Annotated in this window: 22 protein-coding genes and 1 pseudogene; 8 read left to right on the top strand and 15 right to left on the bottom strand. The window is 39.1% G+C overall.

What is annotated here, in order from left to right; genetic code table 11:
- From QL998_RS04160 to QL998_RS04140, 5 genes and pseudogenes are all read left to right on the top strand, one after another.
- A pseudogene (locus QL998_RS04160) lies at positions 1-97 on the top strand (IS5/IS1182 family transposase); the annotation flags it as partial.
- A gap of 99 nt (positions 98-196) precedes the next feature.
- Positions 197-523 (top strand): hypothetical protein, encoded by a 327-nt coding sequence (locus tag QL998_RS04155; RefSeq protein WP_290192192.1) that lies wholly within the window; start codon positions 197-199, stop codon positions 521-523.
- Between the two features lie 76 nt (positions 524-599).
- On the top strand, positions 600-1,112 hold the full coding sequence (locus QL998_RS04150; protein ID WP_080671213.1) for a copper chaperone PCu(A)C: 513 nt from the start codon (positions 600-602) through the stop codon (positions 1,110-1,112).
- An 8-nt stretch (positions 1,113-1,120) separates the two neighbouring features.
- The gene (locus QL998_RS04145; RefSeq protein ID WP_010554262.1) at positions 1,121-2,107 is read left to right on the top strand and encodes a DUF2333 family protein; all 987 of its coding nucleotides are present in this window, start codon (positions 1,121-1,123) and stop codon (positions 2,105-2,107) included.
- 3 nt (positions 2,108-2,110) lie between these two features.
- Positions 2,111-2,878, top strand: a complete 768-nt coding sequence (locus QL998_RS04140; RefSeq protein ID WP_182194626.1) for a TIGR04219 family outer membrane beta-barrel protein — start codon at positions 2,111-2,113, stop codon at positions 2,876-2,878.
- A 33-nt stretch (positions 2,879-2,911) separates the two neighbouring features.
- Here QL998_RS04140 and QL998_RS04135 read toward each other — a convergent pair whose 3' ends face one another.
- Positions 2,912-3,799 (bottom strand): TIGR03899 family protein, encoded by an 888-nt coding sequence (locus tag QL998_RS04135; RefSeq protein ID WP_182194629.1) that lies wholly within the window; start codon positions 3,797-3,799, stop codon positions 2,912-2,914.
- On the bottom strand, positions 3,768-4,349 hold the full coding sequence (locus tag QL998_RS04130; RefSeq protein WP_290192191.1) for an SRPBCC family protein: 582 nt from the start codon (positions 4,347-4,349) through the stop codon (positions 3,768-3,770). Before QL998_RS04130 ends, QL998_RS04135 begins: the two co-directional genes overlap by 32 nt.
- Positions 4,350-4,787: 438 nt before the next feature.
- On the opposite strand from QL998_RS04130, the gene QL998_RS04125 reads away from it, so the two are divergent.
- Positions 4,788-6,965 carry a YgiQ family radical SAM protein gene (locus tag QL998_RS04125; RefSeq protein WP_182194635.1) on the top strand — a complete coding sequence of 726 codons (2,178 nt, stop codon included), beginning with the start codon at positions 4,788-4,790 and terminating at the stop codon, positions 6,963-6,965.
- Positions 6,966-7,158: 193 nt separating this feature from the next.
- Here QL998_RS04125 and QL998_RS04120 read toward each other — a convergent pair whose 3' ends face one another.
- The 13 genes from QL998_RS04120 to QL998_RS04060 form a co-directional block, all read right to left on the bottom strand.
- A complete protein-coding gene (locus QL998_RS04120; protein ID WP_182194638.1) occupies positions 7,159-7,710 on the bottom strand; it encodes a protein disulfide oxidoreductase in 552 nt (183 codons plus the stop codon).
- A 56-nt stretch (positions 7,711-7,766) separates the two neighbouring features.
- Positions 7,767-9,125 (bottom strand): magnesium transporter, encoded by a 1,359-nt coding sequence (mgtE, locus tag QL998_RS04115; protein WP_007580297.1) that lies wholly within the window; start codon positions 9,123-9,125, stop codon positions 7,767-7,769.
- Between the two features lie 132 nt (positions 9,126-9,257).
- Positions 9,258-9,530, bottom strand: a complete 273-nt coding sequence (locus QL998_RS04110) for an HPr family phosphocarrier protein (protein ID WP_002957937.1) — start codon at positions 9,528-9,530, stop codon at positions 9,258-9,260.
- A gap of 42 nt (positions 9,531-9,572) precedes the next feature.
- Positions 9,573-10,418 carry an RNase adapter RapZ gene (gene rapZ, locus QL998_RS04105; protein ID WP_024606359.1) on the bottom strand — a complete coding sequence of 282 codons (846 nt, stop codon included), beginning with the start codon at positions 10,416-10,418 and terminating at the stop codon, positions 9,573-9,575.
- 18 nt (positions 10,419-10,436) lie between these two features.
- The gene (ptsN, locus tag QL998_RS04100) at positions 10,437-10,889 is read right to left on the bottom strand and encodes a PTS IIA-like nitrogen regulatory protein PtsN (protein WP_024595797.1); all 453 of its coding nucleotides are present in this window, start codon (positions 10,887-10,889) and stop codon (positions 10,437-10,439) included.
- A 4-nt stretch (positions 10,890-10,893) separates the two neighbouring features.
- Positions 10,894-11,181: a ribosome hibernation promoting factor gene (gene hpf, locus QL998_RS04095; RefSeq protein WP_024606358.1), complete on the bottom strand. Its 288-nt coding sequence runs from the start codon at positions 11,179-11,181 to the stop codon at positions 10,894-10,896.
- Between the two features lie 26 nt (positions 11,182-11,207).
- Positions 11,208-12,707: an RNA polymerase factor sigma-54 gene (locus tag QL998_RS04090; protein ID WP_002957941.1), complete on the bottom strand. Its 1,500-nt coding sequence runs from the start codon at positions 12,705-12,707 to the stop codon at positions 11,208-11,210.
- A 69-nt stretch (positions 12,708-12,776) separates the two neighbouring features.
- Positions 12,777-13,502, bottom strand: coding sequence for an LPS export ABC transporter ATP-binding protein (gene lptB, locus QL998_RS04085; RefSeq protein ID WP_002957942.1), 726 nt, complete (start codon positions 13,500-13,502; stop codon positions 12,777-12,779).
- Positions 13,499-14,044 carry a lipopolysaccharide transport periplasmic protein LptA gene (lptA, locus tag QL998_RS04080; protein ID WP_002957943.1) on the bottom strand — a complete coding sequence of 182 codons (546 nt, stop codon included), beginning with the start codon at positions 14,042-14,044 and terminating at the stop codon, positions 13,499-13,501. Before lptA ends, lptB begins: the two co-directional genes overlap by 4 nt.
- Complete coding sequence (gene lptC, locus QL998_RS04075; RefSeq protein WP_024606357.1) at positions 14,034-14,588, bottom strand: LPS export ABC transporter periplasmic protein LptC; 555 nt, start codon at positions 14,586-14,588, stop codon at positions 14,034-14,036. The genes lptA and lptC overlap by 11 nt, the downstream gene beginning before the upstream one ends.
- Positions 14,585-15,136: a 3-deoxy-manno-octulosonate-8-phosphatase KdsC gene (gene kdsC / locus QL998_RS04070; protein WP_290192190.1), complete on the bottom strand. Its 552-nt coding sequence runs from the start codon at positions 15,134-15,136 to the stop codon at positions 14,585-14,587. The genes lptC and kdsC overlap by 4 nt, the downstream gene beginning before the upstream one ends.
- Positions 15,137-16,108: a KpsF/GutQ family sugar-phosphate isomerase gene (locus QL998_RS04065; protein WP_002957946.1), complete on the bottom strand. Its 972-nt coding sequence runs from the start codon at positions 16,106-16,108 to the stop codon at positions 15,137-15,139.
- A gap of 3 nt (positions 16,109-16,111) precedes the next feature.
- Positions 16,112-17,080 carry a calcium/sodium antiporter gene (locus QL998_RS04060; RefSeq protein ID WP_024606355.1) on the bottom strand — a complete coding sequence of 323 codons (969 nt, stop codon included), beginning with the start codon at positions 17,078-17,080 and terminating at the stop codon, positions 16,112-16,114.
- 255 nt (positions 17,081-17,335) lie between these two features.
- On the opposite strand from QL998_RS04060, the gene QL998_RS04055 reads away from it, so the two are divergent.
- The gene (locus QL998_RS04055) at positions 17,336-18,151 is read left to right on the top strand and encodes an ATP-binding cassette domain-containing protein (protein WP_290192193.1); all 816 of its coding nucleotides are present in this window, start codon (positions 17,336-17,338) and stop codon (positions 18,149-18,151) included.
- Positions 18,151-18,930, top strand: a complete 780-nt coding sequence (mlaE, locus tag QL998_RS04050) for a lipid asymmetry maintenance ABC transporter permease subunit MlaE (protein WP_002957949.1) — start codon at positions 18,151-18,153, stop codon at positions 18,928-18,930. Before QL998_RS04055 ends, mlaE begins: the two co-directional genes overlap by 1 nt.
- The last annotated feature ends 5 nt before the right edge of the window (positions 18,931-18,935 follow it).

Raw genomic sequence — 18,935 nt, 5'->3', positions numbered from 1 at the left:
AGGGATAGCCACGCGGTATGAAAAGCTTGAACGAAATTATCATTCAATGCTCGCTTTAGCATTTACTATGATGTGGCTACCAATGTGGGCTGATTGATATATGTACTACAAAGATCAACAGCCCCTAGTTATAGCGCAATTTTCTTATCGTTAAATAGCCCTCATATATAAGCCAGTTGGTATAAGGAGAATTACTATGAAAGCTTTGGCAGTATGTGTAATTATCTATTTATTACTGTTTACTGATTTAATAACGTTTGTGCAGATTGATTCTTGGCAGTTGCCGTTATGGATTGCTGATATTAGCTGGGCTGGGCTTGAGCTTGTAGGTGCTTTGGCCGCAATTGTTGCTGTAGTTGCTGTAGTGGCTTTAATTACTATGGGATTAGTTGGTACGGGTGTAGTGGCATTAGCAGGGACTGTTTTAGCGCTTTTATTCGGATCTATAATGATTGCATGGCCGTTACTATTTGTTGCAGTGTTGTGTTGGCTTGTTGCCGATAACAAAAAAGTAGCCTCTTAATCCTTAATTTGACTGACTATTATAGGTTAACTATGTTAAATTTAGCCTGTAATTTAAAGTTCTCATAAGGATAAGAATGATGACGAAACTATGTTTTTCGATGGCTTCTGCATTAATATTTAGTTTTTTTTCGTCATCGTTGGCGGCGCACTCAGGGCACGATCATGGTTCTGATGTGGCTGTGCTCGAAGTAACTAACGCGCAAGTTAGAGAGTTTTTACCTGGCAGTACTTCAACTGTAGGTTATTTAACGCTAATAAATCACAGTGGAGCTGCAGCAACTTTAACTAAGGCAACTATTGATGGCTTAGGGCGTGTTGAAATACACGAGCATTCACATGTAGACGGCATGATGAAAATGCAACAAGTTGAATCAGTTGAAATTAAAGCGCACGAAAGTGTCAGTTTTCAACCTGGCGGTTATCATTTAATGGTATTTGAACCACAAGAGCCATTAAAAGTAGGGCAAGAACGCAAACTCACGCTATATTTTAGTGACGGTAATCGCTTGTTCACTAATGCTCAAGTCGTGTCGCTTGAAGCGCAAGCTACGCAGTCAAAACCATCTACTCAACACGCTCATCACTAGGAGTACACATGTCGCAACACAAAGGAAAAATAGCAGGAATAGTTGTTTTACTGCTTATCATATTTTACGCAATTGCTGTTTATTGGAGCACTGAGCCTTCACGTTTTGATGTTGTTGCAAACGCCAAAGAGCAAGCGCAGCTTCGTAATGAAAAAATAGTTACGGGTTACGTAACTACTTCTACATTAATTACAGTAGCAAATACCTTACTAGATAAACCCGGTGGCTACTTATCAAATGATGTAATACCACCAAGTATTATTATGGATGATATGCCGGCGTGGGAATATGGCGCACTAGAAATGGTACGTGATTTATCGCTTTCTATGCGAAAAGATTTTAGCCGTTCGCAATCACAGTCTACGGAACATGAAGCACTTAAAAAGGCGCAGCCACAGTTTAATATAAGCTCTGAAGCATGGGCATGGCCAAGTGCTGAAGGTGAGTATCAAAAAGGTATTGACTACTTAATGGTATACCGTGGACAAATTGCTAACGAGCATGAGCGTGATAGTCAATTTTATGCACGAGCAGATAACTTACGTAGTTGGCTTAAAGAAGCTGAAAAACGTTTAGGTAGTTTAAGCCAGCGTTTAAGTGCCAGTGTAGGCCAAGAAAAAGTGAACACCGATTTAGCGGGTAATTCATCTAATAAACAAGCAACTCTTGCTCCACTGCAGCAGCAAGTAAGAACACCGTGGTTAGAAATTGACGATGTATTTTACGAGTCGCGCGGTGCTACTTGGGCGTTACTACATTTTTTACAAGCGATAGAGTATGACTTTAATGATGTACTTGAAAAGAAAAATGCACGTGTAAGCGTTCAACAAATCATACGTGAACTTGAGGCAACTCAAGAAACAGTATGGAGCCCACTTATTTTAAACGGGAATGGTTTTGGCTATGTTGCTAACCACTCTTTAGTTATGGCAAATTATATTTCTAGAGCCAATGCGGCTTTAATCGAACTTAGCGAACTACTAGCTCAAGGATAAAAAATGAAAAAGTATTGTTTAGCAGCAGCCCTTTCAATGGCATGTTTAGCACCGGCAGCGCAAGCTGACACTCTACTAGGTTTATACGTAGGTGTTGATGGATGGAAGTCAGATAGCGATGGCCAATTTTCTTATAAAGATAAATCATCTCAAGATTTTGATTTTGAAGATGAGACTTTTGTAAGTTACTACGCGGCGCTTGAGCACCCAGTGCCGTTAGTACCAAATATCAAATTAAAGTACACAGAGCTTGAGCTTAATGGTTCTGCGGTTATCGATGATACGTTTAGCTTTAATGGCAGTAATTTTGCTAAAGGTAGAGAAGTAAATACTCTTAGTGATTTATCGCACATTGATTATATTTTTTATTACGAAATATTTGATAACGATTTAATCTCAATTGACTTAGGTTTGAATGTTAAGCAGTTCGACGGTGAAATTACAGTAAGATATGATAGTGAAGAAGATCTTTCTCAAACTGAAACTGTAGACTTCTCTGGTTTTGTTCCTCTTGCATACGGCCGTGCCGAAGCTGGCTTACCATTTACTGGTTTAAGTGTATTTTTTGAAGGTAGCTTTTTGGCTATTGACGATAGCAAAGTACAAGATTACCAAGTAGGCGTAGCGTGGGAACTTATTGATAACCTAGCAGTAGATGTTGCTGTTAAAGCCGGTTACCGCTCTATGGTATTAGAACTTGATGATGTAGATGATATTACTACTGATATTGATGCATCTGGCCCATTTGCGGGTATTCAGGTTCATTTTTAATTAGTATTTTCTAATTAAACAAAGCGTGGCATATTATTTTATTGCGTGCCACGCTAAATCAAACTCTCCCTCTAGCGCATTATTAATCAACTGCTTATAGACCTTATTGACAGGGAAATTAATGAGTTTAGATAGCTCATCACCTGTTTGAGTAAATTTGTAATAGCTTAATACCAAATCACTACTCTTTGCTTTTAACGTTACTTTTTGCGATAAAAATGAAAGGGTAAGTTCTTGCCCTGCTTTAAGCACTGCAGATTCAATTTCTTTTCTATACAGTAAATTAAGATCCATGAGCGTTAAAATATCAGGAAAGCTAATACCCGTTTTTCCTAAATTTAAAGATACTTTATTGCCTTTTCGTAGCAAATCAAACAACGATGGTTTTTTGTAAAAGCCGAGTAATATAAAGTGGCTGTCGTCTTTTTCGTTATAGCCTGAGAGCGACACACATTTTTGCAAAGAGTCTGCTTCTCGCTGTGTCATATGTTTTAAGGTTTGTAGGCTTTTAATTGAAAACGTACCAGGGTTAAGTGTTTCTCCTGTTAAAATTTTTGCCCATAAAATTTGCATTGATTCATTAGAAGTATCTTCACACAGCGCTATAAAATGCTCTACCCAATCAACATCGGGCTGTTTACTACTTGCTACATCAGGGCAAAACCCCATAGCCATTGCTAAAATTGACTCTATATTTTGTTGTTGTTTAATAAGTAATAAATCTTGGCGTTTTTGAGCGCGAGCTAAAACAGAGTTTTCACTGTTAATATGATAAAGCGGCTTAATTTGGCCCTTAATATCGTAACTTTGCTCATTAGTAGGTAGTACACCATTATTACCTACTTTTGTTATAGGGTAACCAAGTAAGGATTCGATGATGTTGGCAAGATTAATTCTCGCCTGTGCTGTCTTGACTGTCATGGCTGTGCATTGTCCTTTGTGAATGACTAAGCTGAGCAACAGTTTTAAGGTTATTTAATCCCAGAGACACTGTATTGCGCAGCACATACTCGCTCAAAATTGCGGTGTAGCCAGATATTAAAGGAGTGGTTGTTTGCCCTTCAATGTTACATATTAAAGTAACAATACCGTTTTGCTCACTAAAATTAAATGTTCCTCTGATAATATGTTCAGTATTTAAAAGTATGTTAAAGCTGATCTTATTTTGGCTTACCGAAGTTATGATCATTTCACCATAACCCCATTTCCCTTTCCAAGACTGATGAGCCCCTAAGCCAGAACTGGGTTCGCCCAAAGAAAAGCGTATGCTGGAGTCTACTTTTTCCCACGGAGACCATTTTTGCCATTGACTAAAGTCGGTGACAAGCGGCTTTACTACTTCTATATTTGCATTGATTTCAATTGTTTTATTCACACTATAGCTTTGAGGGAGTATCAGCCCTGTCAGTACGAGTACTAATAGTAATAACAGTACGCCTTTAATTAATATTTTTAATAGCTTAATAAGCACACCTTTATTCGTTTTTTGAGCTGAAATACAACAACTTTTATTAATGGACTATAGTATGAATTAGATTATAAACCAAAAATAATTTATTAATTGTTACTTAGTTGCATGAATACTGTTAGAGCTATATTTTTAATGAAGCTATGAAATAAATACACTTGTTGAAAGTTTTGATTCTACATTTCTTGGTTTTGTAAAATGAACCAATAAGATGTGAAGCATAGAATCAGTAAAATTGCTTAAAGATTTGGGGAGTGTTTTATGTATGCATACTTATTTTAAAAATCGAACTTATAAATAAACGCTTAAGAAAGGCTATTTTTATTATTCAAGATAATGAACGATTTAGAATTTAAGGCGCGATATGCTTTGACTACTTTGTATATATAAACAATTTAGTAGGGTATAATTCGCGCCTTTTGTTATTCTACGGCCACAATTATGAGCACACTCAAAGCTAAGCGCGCCTTATTTTCATACCCTAAATACTGGGCTGAATGTTATGGCACCGCGCCATTTTTACCAACTACACGTGAAGAAATGGATGCACTTGGCTGGGATAGCTGCGACATAATAATAATTAGTGGCGACGCGTACGTCGATCATCCTAGTTTTGGTATGGCGGTAATTGGCCGTGTACTTGAAGCGCAAGGTTTTAGAGTAGGTATTATCGCCCAGCCAGCATGGGACTCTAAAGATGCATTTATGGAACTAGGCAGACCGAATTTATTTTTTGGTGTAACAGCTGGCAACATGGATTCGATGATTAACCGCTATACAGCTGAAAAGCGTATGCGCCACGATGATGCTTACACGCCAGATAACGTAGGTGGTAAACGTCCAGATCGCGCCGTAATGATTTACTCGCAAAAATGCCGTGAAGCATACAAAGGAATACCAATTGTTATTGGTGGTATTGAAGCGAGTCTTCGTCGTATAGCTCATTACGACTATTGGCAAGAAAAAGTACGTCGTAGTATTTTGTTTGATGCAAAAGCTGATATTTTAATTTACGGTAACGCAGAGCGTCCGTTAGTTGAAGTTGCACACCGTATTGCCGCAGGCGAAACAATGGATACTATTCAAGATATTCGCGGCACGGCTGTTATCAGAAAAGAACCTTTACCAGGTTGGCGTGGAAGTGACTCCACCGCTATAGATAAAATTGGTAAAATTGATCCAATTCCAAATCCATACGGCGCTGATGATGTTGGCTGTAGTAAATCTGAATTTAAACAAGCCGGTATAGATTTAAAAGCAGAAGCTGCAAAACCGATTATGGTTCAGCCTGCGCGACCTAAGCCATGGGAAAAAACTTACGTTAAGTTACCTGCTTATGAGCAAGTAAGTGTTAACAAACCTTTATACGCCCACGCTTCGCGTATTCTACATCAAGAAACAAATCCTGGTTGTGCAAGAGCACTGTTTCAGCGACACGGCGATCGTTCTATTTGGGTAAACCCGCCAGCATACCCATTAGAAACACATGAGATGGATGCTGTGTTTGGTTTACCGTATCAGCGTATTCCTCACCCAAGTTACGGCGACTCTAAAATTCCTGCTTACGACATGATAAAAACGTCAGTTAATATTATGCGCGGCTGTTTTGGAGGTTGTTCGTTTTGCTCAATTACGGAGCATGAAGGGCGTATTATTCAAAGTCGTTCGCAAGAATCAATTATTGAAGAAATTGAACAGATTAGAGATAAGGTACCCGGTTTTACTGGTGTTATCTCTGATTTAGGTGGCCCAACGGCAAATATGTATAAACTGCGTTGTACTAGCAAAAAGGCAGAAAGTACCTGTAGACGTTTATCATGTGTGTATCCTGAAATTTGTAAGCATATGGATACAGATCATACGCCAACAATAGACTTATACAAAAAAGCACGTGAAGTTAAGGGTATCAAAAAGGTATTGATTGCTTCTGGTGTTCGTTACGACTTAGCTGTACGCGACCCGCGTTACGTTAAAGAATTAGTAACGCATCATGTAGGTGGCTACTTAAAAATAGCGCCAGAGCATACAGAAGATGGTCCATTATCAAAAATGATGAAACCAGGTATGGGGGCGTACGATCAATTTAAAGAATTATTTGATAAGTACTCTAAAGAAGCCGGTAAAAAGCAGTATTTAATTCCTTACTTTATATCTGCTCACCCAGGGACAAAAGATGAAGACATGGTAAACATGGCTTTATGGCTTAAATCAAACGACTTTAAGCTTGATCAGGTACAAAATTTTTACCCATCACCGATGGCTAATGCGACGACTATTTACCACACAGAAATGAACTCTTTACGTAATATAAAAAACAATACAGAAGTTGTTCCAGTACCTAAAGGTGCTCGCCAACGTAGATTACATAAAGCTATTTTACGCTACCATGATACAGCAGGTTGGCCGATGATACGTGAAGCACTGCGTAAAATGGGTAAAGCTAATTTAATTGGTAAAGGGCCTAACTGTTTAGTGCCTGAAGAAGGGCGTGATGAAAAAGCAGGTAAAGGTGGCAGTAAAGGCGGACGTCCTGCACTAACGCGACATACCGGTTTTAGCCAATTTAAAAAGGCAAACACTAAACCAAAAGTAGGCGGTAATCGTCAAAGTACACGTTAGTGATTCAATCTATTAATAACTAGTAGATTAGTTTAATTTAATTACGCTAAGGGTTTTTAAACTCTTTTAATGCGTAAATTAAGTAAACCTTGCTCTTTATTGGCTATATTATTGTAGGTAATAAAGAGCGAGCTTTTAGAAACGCCCCTTAAGATAGCGCGTATTTAGAGCCTATATATTTCTAGTTAGTTTTTTAAAACGTTGATGCTAACCACAAACGTAATTTAAGTGACCATAACGGCTGAATACCTGTTAGCCCTTGCGTCATTTTATTATCTTTTAAAATTATATAGGAAGGCGTGACTTGCCCCTGCCAATCGGCAAATATCTCACCGTGTTGATCGTTGACAGTGGTAAAACTGTAGCCTTGCTCATTTAGATACTCATGTAGTTTTTGATCAGAACCTGATTTTATTGCGATGCTCACCACAGGGTAATTATTTTCGTTTGCGAGTTCGTTTATAGCAGGGGAGGTAATACTGCAAACAGGGCACCAAGTTCCCCAAAAATAGACAAGTGTTGGTTTATCTTGGCTCATTGCTGCTAGATCAATGTTTTGCTCTTGATAGCTGGTTAATTGCAATTGAGGGTTGGCTGGCATGACTGGTTGTCGCCACCAATTGGCTGCAGTATAAATGATGAAAAATATGAAACCATATATCAACACACTTTTTAATATTGATAAGCCTTTTTGTTTTGGCGTTTTTTTAGGTGTGTCTTTTTTATTTTTGGTATCCGTTGTCATAGTTGCAGCTTTACTCTAAGTGTTTTTTACTTTAGTTATTTGCAAAAGTTTCTAATTTAAACCAGCAACCAGGTAGCAGTACCTAAAAAGGCGAATATACCCACAATGTCTGTAATTGTAGTTAAAACTACACTACCTGCAAGAGCGGGATCTATATTCATCTTTTTAAGAATAATAGGGATACTCGCACCAGCAACACCTGCCACCACTAAGTTCATAAACATAGCGAAGGCGAGTACGCCACCAAGCATAAAGTCCCACTGCCATAGGGCAATAACACCTGCTATTAACAACGACCATAAAACGCCGTTTAACGCGCCAATAGCAAGCTCTTTCATCATTAAGAAACGTTGGTTAGTTTGATTAATATGACCTACCGCAATACCACGAATAACAAGCGTTAATGATTGGCTACCTGCAACACCACCCATAGAAGGGACAATGCCGTTAAGTACTGCCAAAATAGGGAGCACATCTAAAGTACCTTCAAAAAAGCTAGCTACAAAAGCAGCTGCAAGTGCAGTTAGTAAGTTGACACCTAACCAAACTGAGCGTTTTTTAGAGCTTTTTAGTACTGGCGCAAAGGTATCTTCTTCATCATCAAGACCGGCTAAGCCCAATAAACTATGCTCAGCATCTTCTCGGATTACGTCAACGATGTCATCGATCGTGACACGACCAAGGAGCTGATCGTTATCATCGACTACGGGGGCCGATATCCAATTATGACGTTCAAATAATTGCGCGACTTCACTTTCATCCATTGAGATTGGAATGGATTCACAATCTTCATCCATTAAATCGCGAACAATCTTTTCTGGCGGGTTAGTTAATAATGTACTCAGCGATAAAGCGCCTATAAAGCAGTTATGCTTATCAACAACGTACAAGTCATCGGTACCTTCTGGTAACTCGCCACGTAGCCTAATATACCTAAGTACAACATCAAGCGTAACATCAGGGCGAATGGTCACCGTATCGGTGTTCATTAGCGCGCCAGCAGAACGCTCTTGATATGACAGTGCTTGTGTTGCACGTTCACGGTCTTGAATGTCCATCGCGCTAACAACGTCTTTATAAACGGTGTCCGGCAGACTACGTAATACTTCACCTAAGTCATCGTGGCCCATATCTTCTGTTGCGGCTGCAATGTGCTTAGGTTCCATTTGGGCAATAATGCCTAAACGAACATCTTCTGAGAGTTCTTCAAGAACATCACCCTGCACATCAGGATCGACCAATTGCCAAAGCAGTCGGCGAATTTTATGCGGTGATGATTCTAATAATAATGCGGTATCACAAGGAGCCGTTTTTGCGAGCATGCGCCTAACTTGAACAAATTGACCACTATTGAGTGACTTCGTCACCTGTTTTAGTTGCTGTAGTGGGTAATCTTGTTCAAAAGCTTCAGGCATTGGCGTCCTTTATAAATTGTTATATTACTTTATGGGGGGGAGGTGAGTTAACTGGCGTTACTAACCTATCTATTTTATATATCTGTTTTAATTGAAGCATTAGTAATGCGAATATTGTTTTTATAAAACAGGTTATTCTTGTTCATTAAAGCGTTGTGCTATTAATTCTCCAACAGCGTGTAAAGCTTGCTCAGAATCAGGGCCTTTACAAACAACTTTAACTTCTTTTCCTTGGCTACTTTCAAGTAACATTAGTGCAAGTACGCTATCGCCTGCTGCTTCTTTGTCATCTTGGAATAATGTGATTGTCGCATCAAATTGTACTGCTAATTGCGCAAGCACAGTAGCTGCTCTGGCGTGTAAGCCTAATTTGTTTTTTATTAAAAAGGTATCTTCACAATGCATAACTTACTCTACCTAAGCTGAACAGGTGATTATTCAGCTATATTATTTTTCTTGCTCGCGATGGCGAATTTTTACATTGGGATGTGTCATTGCGAAACTTTCACCGATAGTTTGCGCTAAATACACAGAGCGATGTTGCCCGCCTGTACACCCAATAGCAATGGTTAAATAACTGCGGTTATTTCGTTCTAAATGTGGTAACCACGTTTGTACAAATGTTTGAATTTGCCATGTGAATTTTTGCACTATGCTGTGATTAGCTAAATAGTCTTTAACCGGTTGATCTAACCCATTTAAAGGCTTTAACTCTGGTTCCCAGTGTGGATTTGGTAAAAAGCGTGCATCAAATACGTAGTCTGCTTCTTTTGGTATACCGTGTTTAAAACCAAATGATTCAAATGTGACAATCAGTTGCTTATCTTTTTTACCTAAAATCTTTTCACGAATAGATTCAGCGAGTTGATGAACACTTAAATCAGTCGTATCTATCATAAAGTTGGCGCGAGTGGTTAATACATCAAGTAATTCTTTTTCTTTTTTGATGGCTAAATCAAGGGGCAACGAGTCTATTGATAGTGGGTGTAATCTGCGTGTTTCAGAAAAGCGTTTGATCAATGTCTGATCGTCGCTATCTAAATAAAACAACGTAGGGTTTGCAAAGCCAGGCAAGTATTCAAGAATATCGTTAAATTCATCTTGTTCTTTAGGGATGTTGCGCACATCTATGCTAACAGCAATTTTATCGTAGCTATCAGACACACTGCGAACTAATGAAGGTAGTAGGTTTACTGGAATATTATCTACGCAATAATAACCTAAATCTTCTACAACGCGCAAAGCAACCGACTTTCCAGAACCAGAACGGCCGCTTATGATAATTAACTCCATTTAACACCCTTTATAAAACTATGATTGATCGACAATAACTTGGTAAAGCTCAGTATCAGATTTTGCACTGCGTAACTGTTTACAAAAATCTTTGTTGTTTAGTTTATCAGCAATGGTTGCTAGAGTCTTTAAGTGCTGCTGGTTATCGCCATCTGGTACGATGAGTGCGACAAAAATATCAACAGGGCGATTATCGATTGCATCAAAGTTTATTGGAGTTTCGCTAACGAGCACTAAAGCCAAAGGCTCTTCTGCACCGCTCATTCTTCCATGAGGAATAGCAATGCCACGCCCTATACCTGTACTACCTAATTTCTCTCTGCTCATTAAAGCATTAAGAATATCTTGTTGCGGTAAATACGGAAGTTTGTCGTGAGCAAGTTCGCTAATGAACTCTAAAATTCTTTTTTTGCTATTAAAAAGGACCGCAGCTTTGCTGCAGTCCTGGCATATAAGTGAACTTAATTTCATCATATTAGTGTCGAGCAAGCTTCTCTTTGTGTTTGATTACTTGGCGATCGAGCTTGTCGATCAACGAGTCAATAGCGGCATACATATCTTGATGTTCTGTAGAGGCAAATAGCTCAGCACCGCTTACGTGTATTGTGGCTTCTGCTTTTTGATTTAATTTTTCTACATCGAGAATGACATGAACATTATTAATATGATCAGAGTGTCTTTCAAGCTTCGCAAATTTAGTATTAATATAGTCTATTAGTGAATCGGTTAATTCTACGTGACGACCAGTTAAGTTTAGTTGCATAAGCATTACCCTCTTAGTTTAGCGTCTTAAATCAGACTTTTACGCTGATTTGACGGTGGAATAGCAAGAGATTCACGGTATTTTGCGATTGTACGTCTTGCTACTTTAATTCCTTGCTCAGCCAATATATCCGCTATTTTGCTATCACTCAATGGTTTTGCTGAGTTTTCTGCTGCGATTAATTTTCGGATAAGCGCACGTATTGCTGTAGATGAACATTCACCACCGTTTTCAGTACTTACATGGCTTGAGAAAAAATATTTAAGCTCAAATATACCACGGGGTGTATGCATGTACTTTTGAGTAGTCACACGCGAAATTGTCGATTCGTGCATTTCTACCATTTCAGCGACATCATTTAAAACCATTGGTTTCATGGCTTCAGGGCCATGTTCAAAAAAGCCTTGTTGTTGCTTAACAATACAATTAGTAACTTTTAATAGCGTGTCGTTTCTACTTTCTAAGCTTTTAATAAACCATTTAGCTTCTTGTAAATGTGAGCGAATAAACTGGCTGTCGCCACTTGATTTTACAGTGCGAGACATTGCCGCGTATTGGCTATTAACACGAATTTTAGGCATGCTATCTGGGTTTAATTCGACAACCCAGCGGCCTTTAATTTTTTTAACTGACACATCAGGAATAACATACTCAGATTCTTCCCTTACAATAGTATCTGCAGGTTTTGGGTTGAGAGTATGTATTAGTGTCATCACTTCTTTAAGCTCTTCTTCTTTGAGCTTAGTTTTTTTCATTAATGTACGATAGTCGCGAGCTGCTAATAGATCAATATGCTCGGTTAAAATCATTTTCGTTTCATTAATGTAAGGTGTTTCTTTATCAAATTGATTAAGCTGAATACACAAACACTCTTGTAAACTACGTGCAGCAATACCAACAGGATCAAACAGTTGAATGCGTTTTAATACGGCTTCAATTTCATCAAGTTCGACTTCGTTATCATCTTCGTTTTCTTGATTAAAGCTTTCTAAAATCTCTTCGCAGCTTAATGTTAAAATACCTGAATCATCGACGGCCTCTACAATCGCAATAGCGATGGCTTCATCGGTAGGGCTAAATGGCGTTAGTTGTAATTGCCACATTAAATACTCATGGAGCGTTTCAGTAGAGGCGCCTTGGTATATTGATTCGTCTTCAGGCATTGGACCTGATGAGGCTGCAGGAGCGGCACTCATGTACTCATCCCAACTAACATCCATAGCCATGTCGTCACTTAGCGTGTCTTTTGCAAGTGCTTCACCAGTATCTTGTTCATATTCGCTCGGAGCATCATCAGCAGATGCGCTAACAGTTATGTCATCGGTATCAGCTTTTTGCTCGTTTTTACCAGCAGCGTCTTCAGAATAGTCTGCCTCTTCAACCTCTAATAGTGGATTACTGTCGAGAGCTTCTTGTATTTCTTGCTGGAGATCCAATGTACTGAGTTGCAACAAACGAATAGCTTGTTGCAACTGTGGAGTCATTGTAAGTTGCTGGCCCATGCGCAGCTGTAGTGATTGCCTCATGTATCTCTAACAATCCTTTTATGTTGTTATAATTAATACTAGCAGATGCTTAAAGACATGGCGTAAATGTTACAGCCTAAATTGCTCGCCTAAGTAAACATCGCGTACTGTTTTATCATTTAATACGTGTTCTGGAGTACCTGATGCAATCAGCTCCCCATGAGAAACAATGTAGGCTTTTTCACAAACATCAAGGGTCTCTCTTACGTTATGGTCGGTAATTAATACTCCAATCCCACGATTTTTAAGATGTTCTATTATTTTCTTTATATCTAATACCGAAATAGGGTCAACACCGGCAAACGGTTCATCCAGTAATATAAATTTAGGATCGGCTGCCAGCGCACGTGCTATTTCTACACGACGACGCTCTCCACCCGATAATGCCATACCTTGGCTATCACGAATGTGTTGTATGCTAAATTCATCTAATAAGTTATTGAGCGTGTCTTCTCTGGCTTGTTTATTTAGTTCTTTGCGCGTTTCTAAAATGGCCATTAAGTTTTGATAAACAGTCAGCTTTCTAAAAATCGATGACTCTTGTGGTAAGTAGCCTATGCCTAATCTAGCACGACTATGCATAGGTAAAAGAGTAATATCGTTATCATCAATAGATATTTTACCTTTGTCGCTAGGAACAAGCCCTACAATCATATAAAAAGTCGTTGTTTTACCAGCACCGTTAGGGCCAAGTAAGCCAACTATACTGCCAGCTTGTACTTCAAGGCCGACGTTTTTTACAACTTCACGACCTTTATAGCTTTTTGCCAATAGTTCTGCTTTTAATGTGCTCATGGTTGACCTTTATCGCCTTTTTTACTTTTTTTAGTTTCGATCGGTACTAAAATTGTGTGAACGCGGTCAGTTGAGTTTTCATCTTTTTCGGCACTGATGAGCTGCTGCTCTATGTCGTAGGTAATGCTTTTAGCATTTATTTTTTGTCCGGCTTGCGATACTTGTGCATTACCAACAAGCGTTAAAAAACGCTTAGATACATCATAACGTACTTCGTCAGCACTGGCGCTCATAGTCGTGCCATCTGATTGCTTTTCTTCAAAGTGCGCAGGGCTACCTGTAGCAATTAATAATTGTTTATTATCACCAAGTTCATCGCGTTTATGTACTTCTAAGCGGTCGGCTGTGATACGGCGGTTACCGTGAATAATTTCAACGTTTTTCTCAAAAATTCCGACATTAGCTTTTAATTGACCTTCTTGCTTATCGGCGCTTATTGAAATTTGATTGGCAGCAGGTTGCGTGTTTTGCTCTGCTGCACTACTATTAAACGCTAGTATAAGTGTAGGAATAATAAGTGATTTTAATATTTTATTGGTCATAATATATGGTTCGCGTATGGTTAATTAGTTTTATCACTTCGGTTTTTAAGTCGGCTTCTAGGCCTTTACCGGTGATTTTTAAATTGGGTCCAGTGATAATGACGGGTTGCTCCGAACGCATTGTTAATAACTTTATATCAACCTGAATATTATCAGCATTGATTTTGTCTATCATGGCGTTATCGGTTAAGTTTTTGGCAACCACATTACCTTCTAAAATTAATTGTTTATCTTCGTATAATGTTGCTTCGTCTGCATTTATTTGCCACGTTTGTTGTTCGTTATATAAAGTAAAAATGGGTTTTTCGAAAAACGTGAAACCTAATTGCTGGTATAGCTCCATTTTAGCCGCAGTGACTTTGTGGCTAATTTTACCTTGCTCATCATAGGCTGTCTGTTTGAGCTCAATAGCTATGTAATCAGGCTTAGCAATAACTTCAGGCTCAGCCTGAGGCACAATATTTGTTTGTGTAAAATAAGGGTACCAAAGCCAAACCATACAGCTAATGAATAAAACGCTTAATATTATGCGCGCTGCATTCATGAACTAGTGCCTTGTGTAGTCAATGCTTTACCATTTTCAAGCATGAGCAAATCGGTGAGTTCTCTCACAGCACCAAAACCACCAGGCATTTGCGTTACATAGTGTGACAAACGCTTAATAAGTGGGTGGGCATCATTTACTGCAACGGCAAAGCCTACTAACTCCATAACAGGCATGTCAGGACCGTCATCACCAATATAAGCAATTTGTTCATCGCTAAGGTTGAGTTTATCTTTTAATTCTTGATAGGCAATGAGCTTATTTTCTTGGCCTTGATAAATATGCTGTACGGTTAAGCTGTTCATACGTTGTTGTACTATCTGTGAATGACGACCAGTAATAACAGCTACTTCAAAGCCACTGTTTATAAGTGCTTTAATGCCAAAACCATCTTTTGTATTAAATGCTTTTAGCTCTTCACCTTGATTGCCAAGGTAAATACGGCCATCAGAAAATACACCATCAATATCGCATATAAGTAGTTTTACTTTTTTAGCGCGTGCTTTTGCATCATCGCTCAGCGGTTGATAGAGTTCTTCAAATTGCATTTATAACACTCCTGCTTTCAATAGGTCTTGCATATTTAATGCGCCAATAGGTTGGTTTTTCTCATTGACGACGATTAGGCCATTTATACGTTTACGTTCCATAATATTGAGCGCTTCAGCGGCTAAAATATCTTGCGTAGCTGTAGTGCATGACTTAGTCATAACAACATCTATTTGTGTTGTATGAATATCAATTCTTTGTTCTAAAATGCGACGTAAGTCACCATCGGTAAATAACCCTACGAGTTGCTGATTTTCATCAACAATGGCTGTCATACCTAATCCTTTAGCTGACATTTCTATTAGAGCATCTTTAACTGTTTGTGAAACATCAATAATAGGTGTATTTGCGCCGCTGTGCATAACATCTTTTAAAGTAAGTAATAAGCGCTTGCCTAAACTACCACCTGGGTGAGATAGCGCGAAGTCATCAGCTGTAAAGCCGCGAGCTTCTAATAATGCAACTGCCATGGCATCGCCCATCGCAAGCGTTGCAGTGGTACTTGATGTAGGGGCTAAACCCAATGAACAAGCTTCTTTTTCTACTTTAATGCACACATGTACATTAGCAAGGGTTGCCATTGTTGATTGTGTATTGCCAGTCATCGCTATCATTTTGGCACCAAGTCGTTTTAAAACCGGAATGATATTTAAAACTTCGCTGGTTTCCCCTGAATTAGAAATAAGCATAACCACGTCATTTTTAGTGATCATACCTAAATCACCATGACTTGCTTCACCAGGGTGAACAAAAAACGCAGGGCTGCCAGTGCTTGCAAGGGTTGCCGCTATTTTATTGCCAATATGGCCTGATTTTCCCATGCCAATAACAATAATACGGCCTTCACAGTCGTACATTAATTGGCACGCGTTATGAAAATTTTCATCTACATATTGTGCAATATCACTAAGTGCTTGGCGCTCAACATCTAAAACGCGAAGGCCTTGTTCAATAAAGTTTAGCGTTGCCATCATTTACCCTACTTGACTAAAAATATACCCTTGGTAACCCAAAAACGCTATTAGCAATAAGCCGCCTTCTACCCTATTGATACGCTGGGTGCCTCTAAAGTTCAATGACATAATAATAAGAGCAAGTGTTGCACCAATCATAATTAATATATCTCGGCTTACTAACGATGGATCAATTGCTGAAGGATTAATAATACCTGCTAGAGGTAATACAGCTAAAATATTAAATATGTTTGAGCCAACAATATTACCTAGTGCTAAATCATCTTCATTTTTAAGTACGCCTGCAACCGAGGCGGCAAGTTCAGGCAAGCTAGTACCAATGGCAATAATTGTTAAACCAATGACTAAGTCGCTTAAGCCGAAGTATTTAGCAATATCAACAGCTGAGCCGATTAAAAAATGAGAACTAACCGGCAGGAGTATCATGCCGACAATTAACCAAAATACCGCTTTTTTAGTAGGTACATCGTTTGGTACATCGTCGCAGGCTTCTGAGACAAATGGGTCATCTTGGTTTTTTGCACGCATAGATACAATGATTAACCCACCGATGAATACGATAAAGCCAACTAAAAGCGCAACACCTTCACTAAATGAAAAGTAGTTATCTGAGAACACATACCAAGTAGCTAAAGATACGAGCATCACTAATGGCATTTCACGTTTTAACGTACTAGATGAAACTGAAAGAGGGCGAAATAGAGCAGTGATACCTAACACAAGTAAAATGTTTGTAATATTAGAGCCAACAGCATTGCCAACGGCTGTGTCGGTTTTGTTAGCCAAAGCGGCAGAGGCTGAAACCATCATTTCAGGGGCTGAAGAGCCCATGGCTACAACGGTCAAACCAACAATAAGTGTAGGTACACCAAAGTTTTTAGCAAGAGCCGCAGCCCCATAAACAAACTTATCGGCACTCCAAACAAGAGCTGCAAAACCAAGAATTAAAATAACAAACGAGGTAACCATTGTGTTAAGCCAGTTATACAAAATACGGATGGCGCGAATAGTAACAAAAGCTAAGATGAAAGTATAAATAAAAGAGTAAGGTCAACTGCGTAACAATGCTGCTTTTAAACAGCTAATTTAAAAATTTAAGCCGGGGTTAAGCTGTTTTGAGCGAGTCTTATAATCCTTTTCATGGGTGTATTACAAAATCTTACGAATTGTTTTTTCCATCTTTGACAAAAAAGCTTTAAAATAGGTGCACTAGTGAACATTTTTATGGAGAGCGACTTGTCGCAATCAATAGTAGAAGTCAAGGATGTTAGCTTTTCGAGAGGCAATAGAACCATATATAAAAATATGAGTTTTAGCGTTCCTAAAGGTAAAATTACTGCGATCATGGGGCCAAGCGGAATTGGCAAAACCACTATGTTGCGTTTAATTGGTGGTCAGCTTAAACCAGATTCAGGTGATATTTTATTTGAAGGTGGCAGCATTCCTAAAATGTCTCGTAAAGAGTTATACGAAGCACGTACTAAAATGAGCATGCTTTTTCAAAGTGGTGCGCTGTTTACTGATATGTCGGTATTTGACAACATTGCGTTTCCTATAAGAGAGCACACAAAGCTAAGTGAAGACCTTATTCGATTAGTTGTATTAATGAAATTGCAAGCGGTTGGGCTACGTGGCGCTAAAGATTTAATGCCCTCTGAGTTATCGGGTGGTATGGCAAGGCGTGCTGCACTTGCGCGCGCTATAGCACTTGATCCAGAGCTAATCATGTACGATGAACCATTTGCAGGACAAGATCCTATTTCAATGGGCGTATTGGTTAAGTTAATTAAGTCGATTAACGAAGTATTGGGTTTATCGTCTTTAATTGTGACACACGATGTGACAGAGGTAATGAGTATTGCCGATCACGTTATAATTATCGCCGATCAAGGTGTAATTGGTTGTGGTACTCCTGATGAAATGCGCAATCATGAATCTCCTTTAGTTCAACAGTTTTTAAAAGGCTTGTCGGATGGCCCAGTACCATTTCATTTTCCGGCTCAAGCTTATGCAGATGAACTGCTTGGAGAAAAAGCATAATGTTGGATTTATTTCAAAAGCTAGGGCATAAAACGCTAGGACGTTTTGCGGCTCTTGGCCGTTCGGCTTATATGCTGTTTAGTGCGCTTGCGCATGTTCCTAATTTTAAAAAAGGCACACCATTACTTGTTCGCCAACTTTATATGGTCGGTTCGCAATCGTTACTCATTATTATGGTGTCGGGTTTGTTTATCGGCATGGTGTTGGCTCTACAAGGTTACACCGTATTAGTTGGTTATGGCGCTGAGGATAGTTTAGGGCCGTTAGTGGCACTGAGTTTATTGCGGGAATTGGGCCCAGTTGTTACTGCATTATTATTTGCAGGTCGCGCAGGTAGCGCATTAACTGCCGAAATTGGTTTAATGAAAGCAACAGAGCAACTTTCATCACTTGAGATGATGGCAATCGACCCGCTAAAACGAATTATTGCACCGCGCTTTTGGGCAGGCTTTATAAGCATGCCATTGCTTGCCTTAATATTTTCAGCCGTAGCAATCATAGGCGCTCACTTAGTGGGGGTAGATTGGCTTGGGGTTGATACAGGTAGCTTTTGGTCAATCATGCAATCACAAGTGTCGTTTCAGCAAGACATACTAAACGGTATTATTAAGAGTTTTGTATTTGCCATAGTGGTGACCTGGATTGCGCTTTATAAAGGATATGACTGTGTGCCGACCTCTGAAGGGATCAGCAAAGCAACCACCGAAACGGTTGTTCATTCGTCATTAGCAGTTTTAGGTTTTGACTTTATTTTGACAGCGGTAATGTTTACCAGCTAATAGGG

It is taken from the genome of Pseudoalteromonas sp. APC 3691 (genome assembly GCF_030408135.1).
Taxonomy (GTDB): domain Bacteria; phylum Pseudomonadota; class Gammaproteobacteria; order Enterobacterales; family Alteromonadaceae; genus Pseudoalteromonas.
Note: the sequence above shows the minus strand (reverse complement) of the source record. Positions and strands in the feature narration are given on the sequence as shown.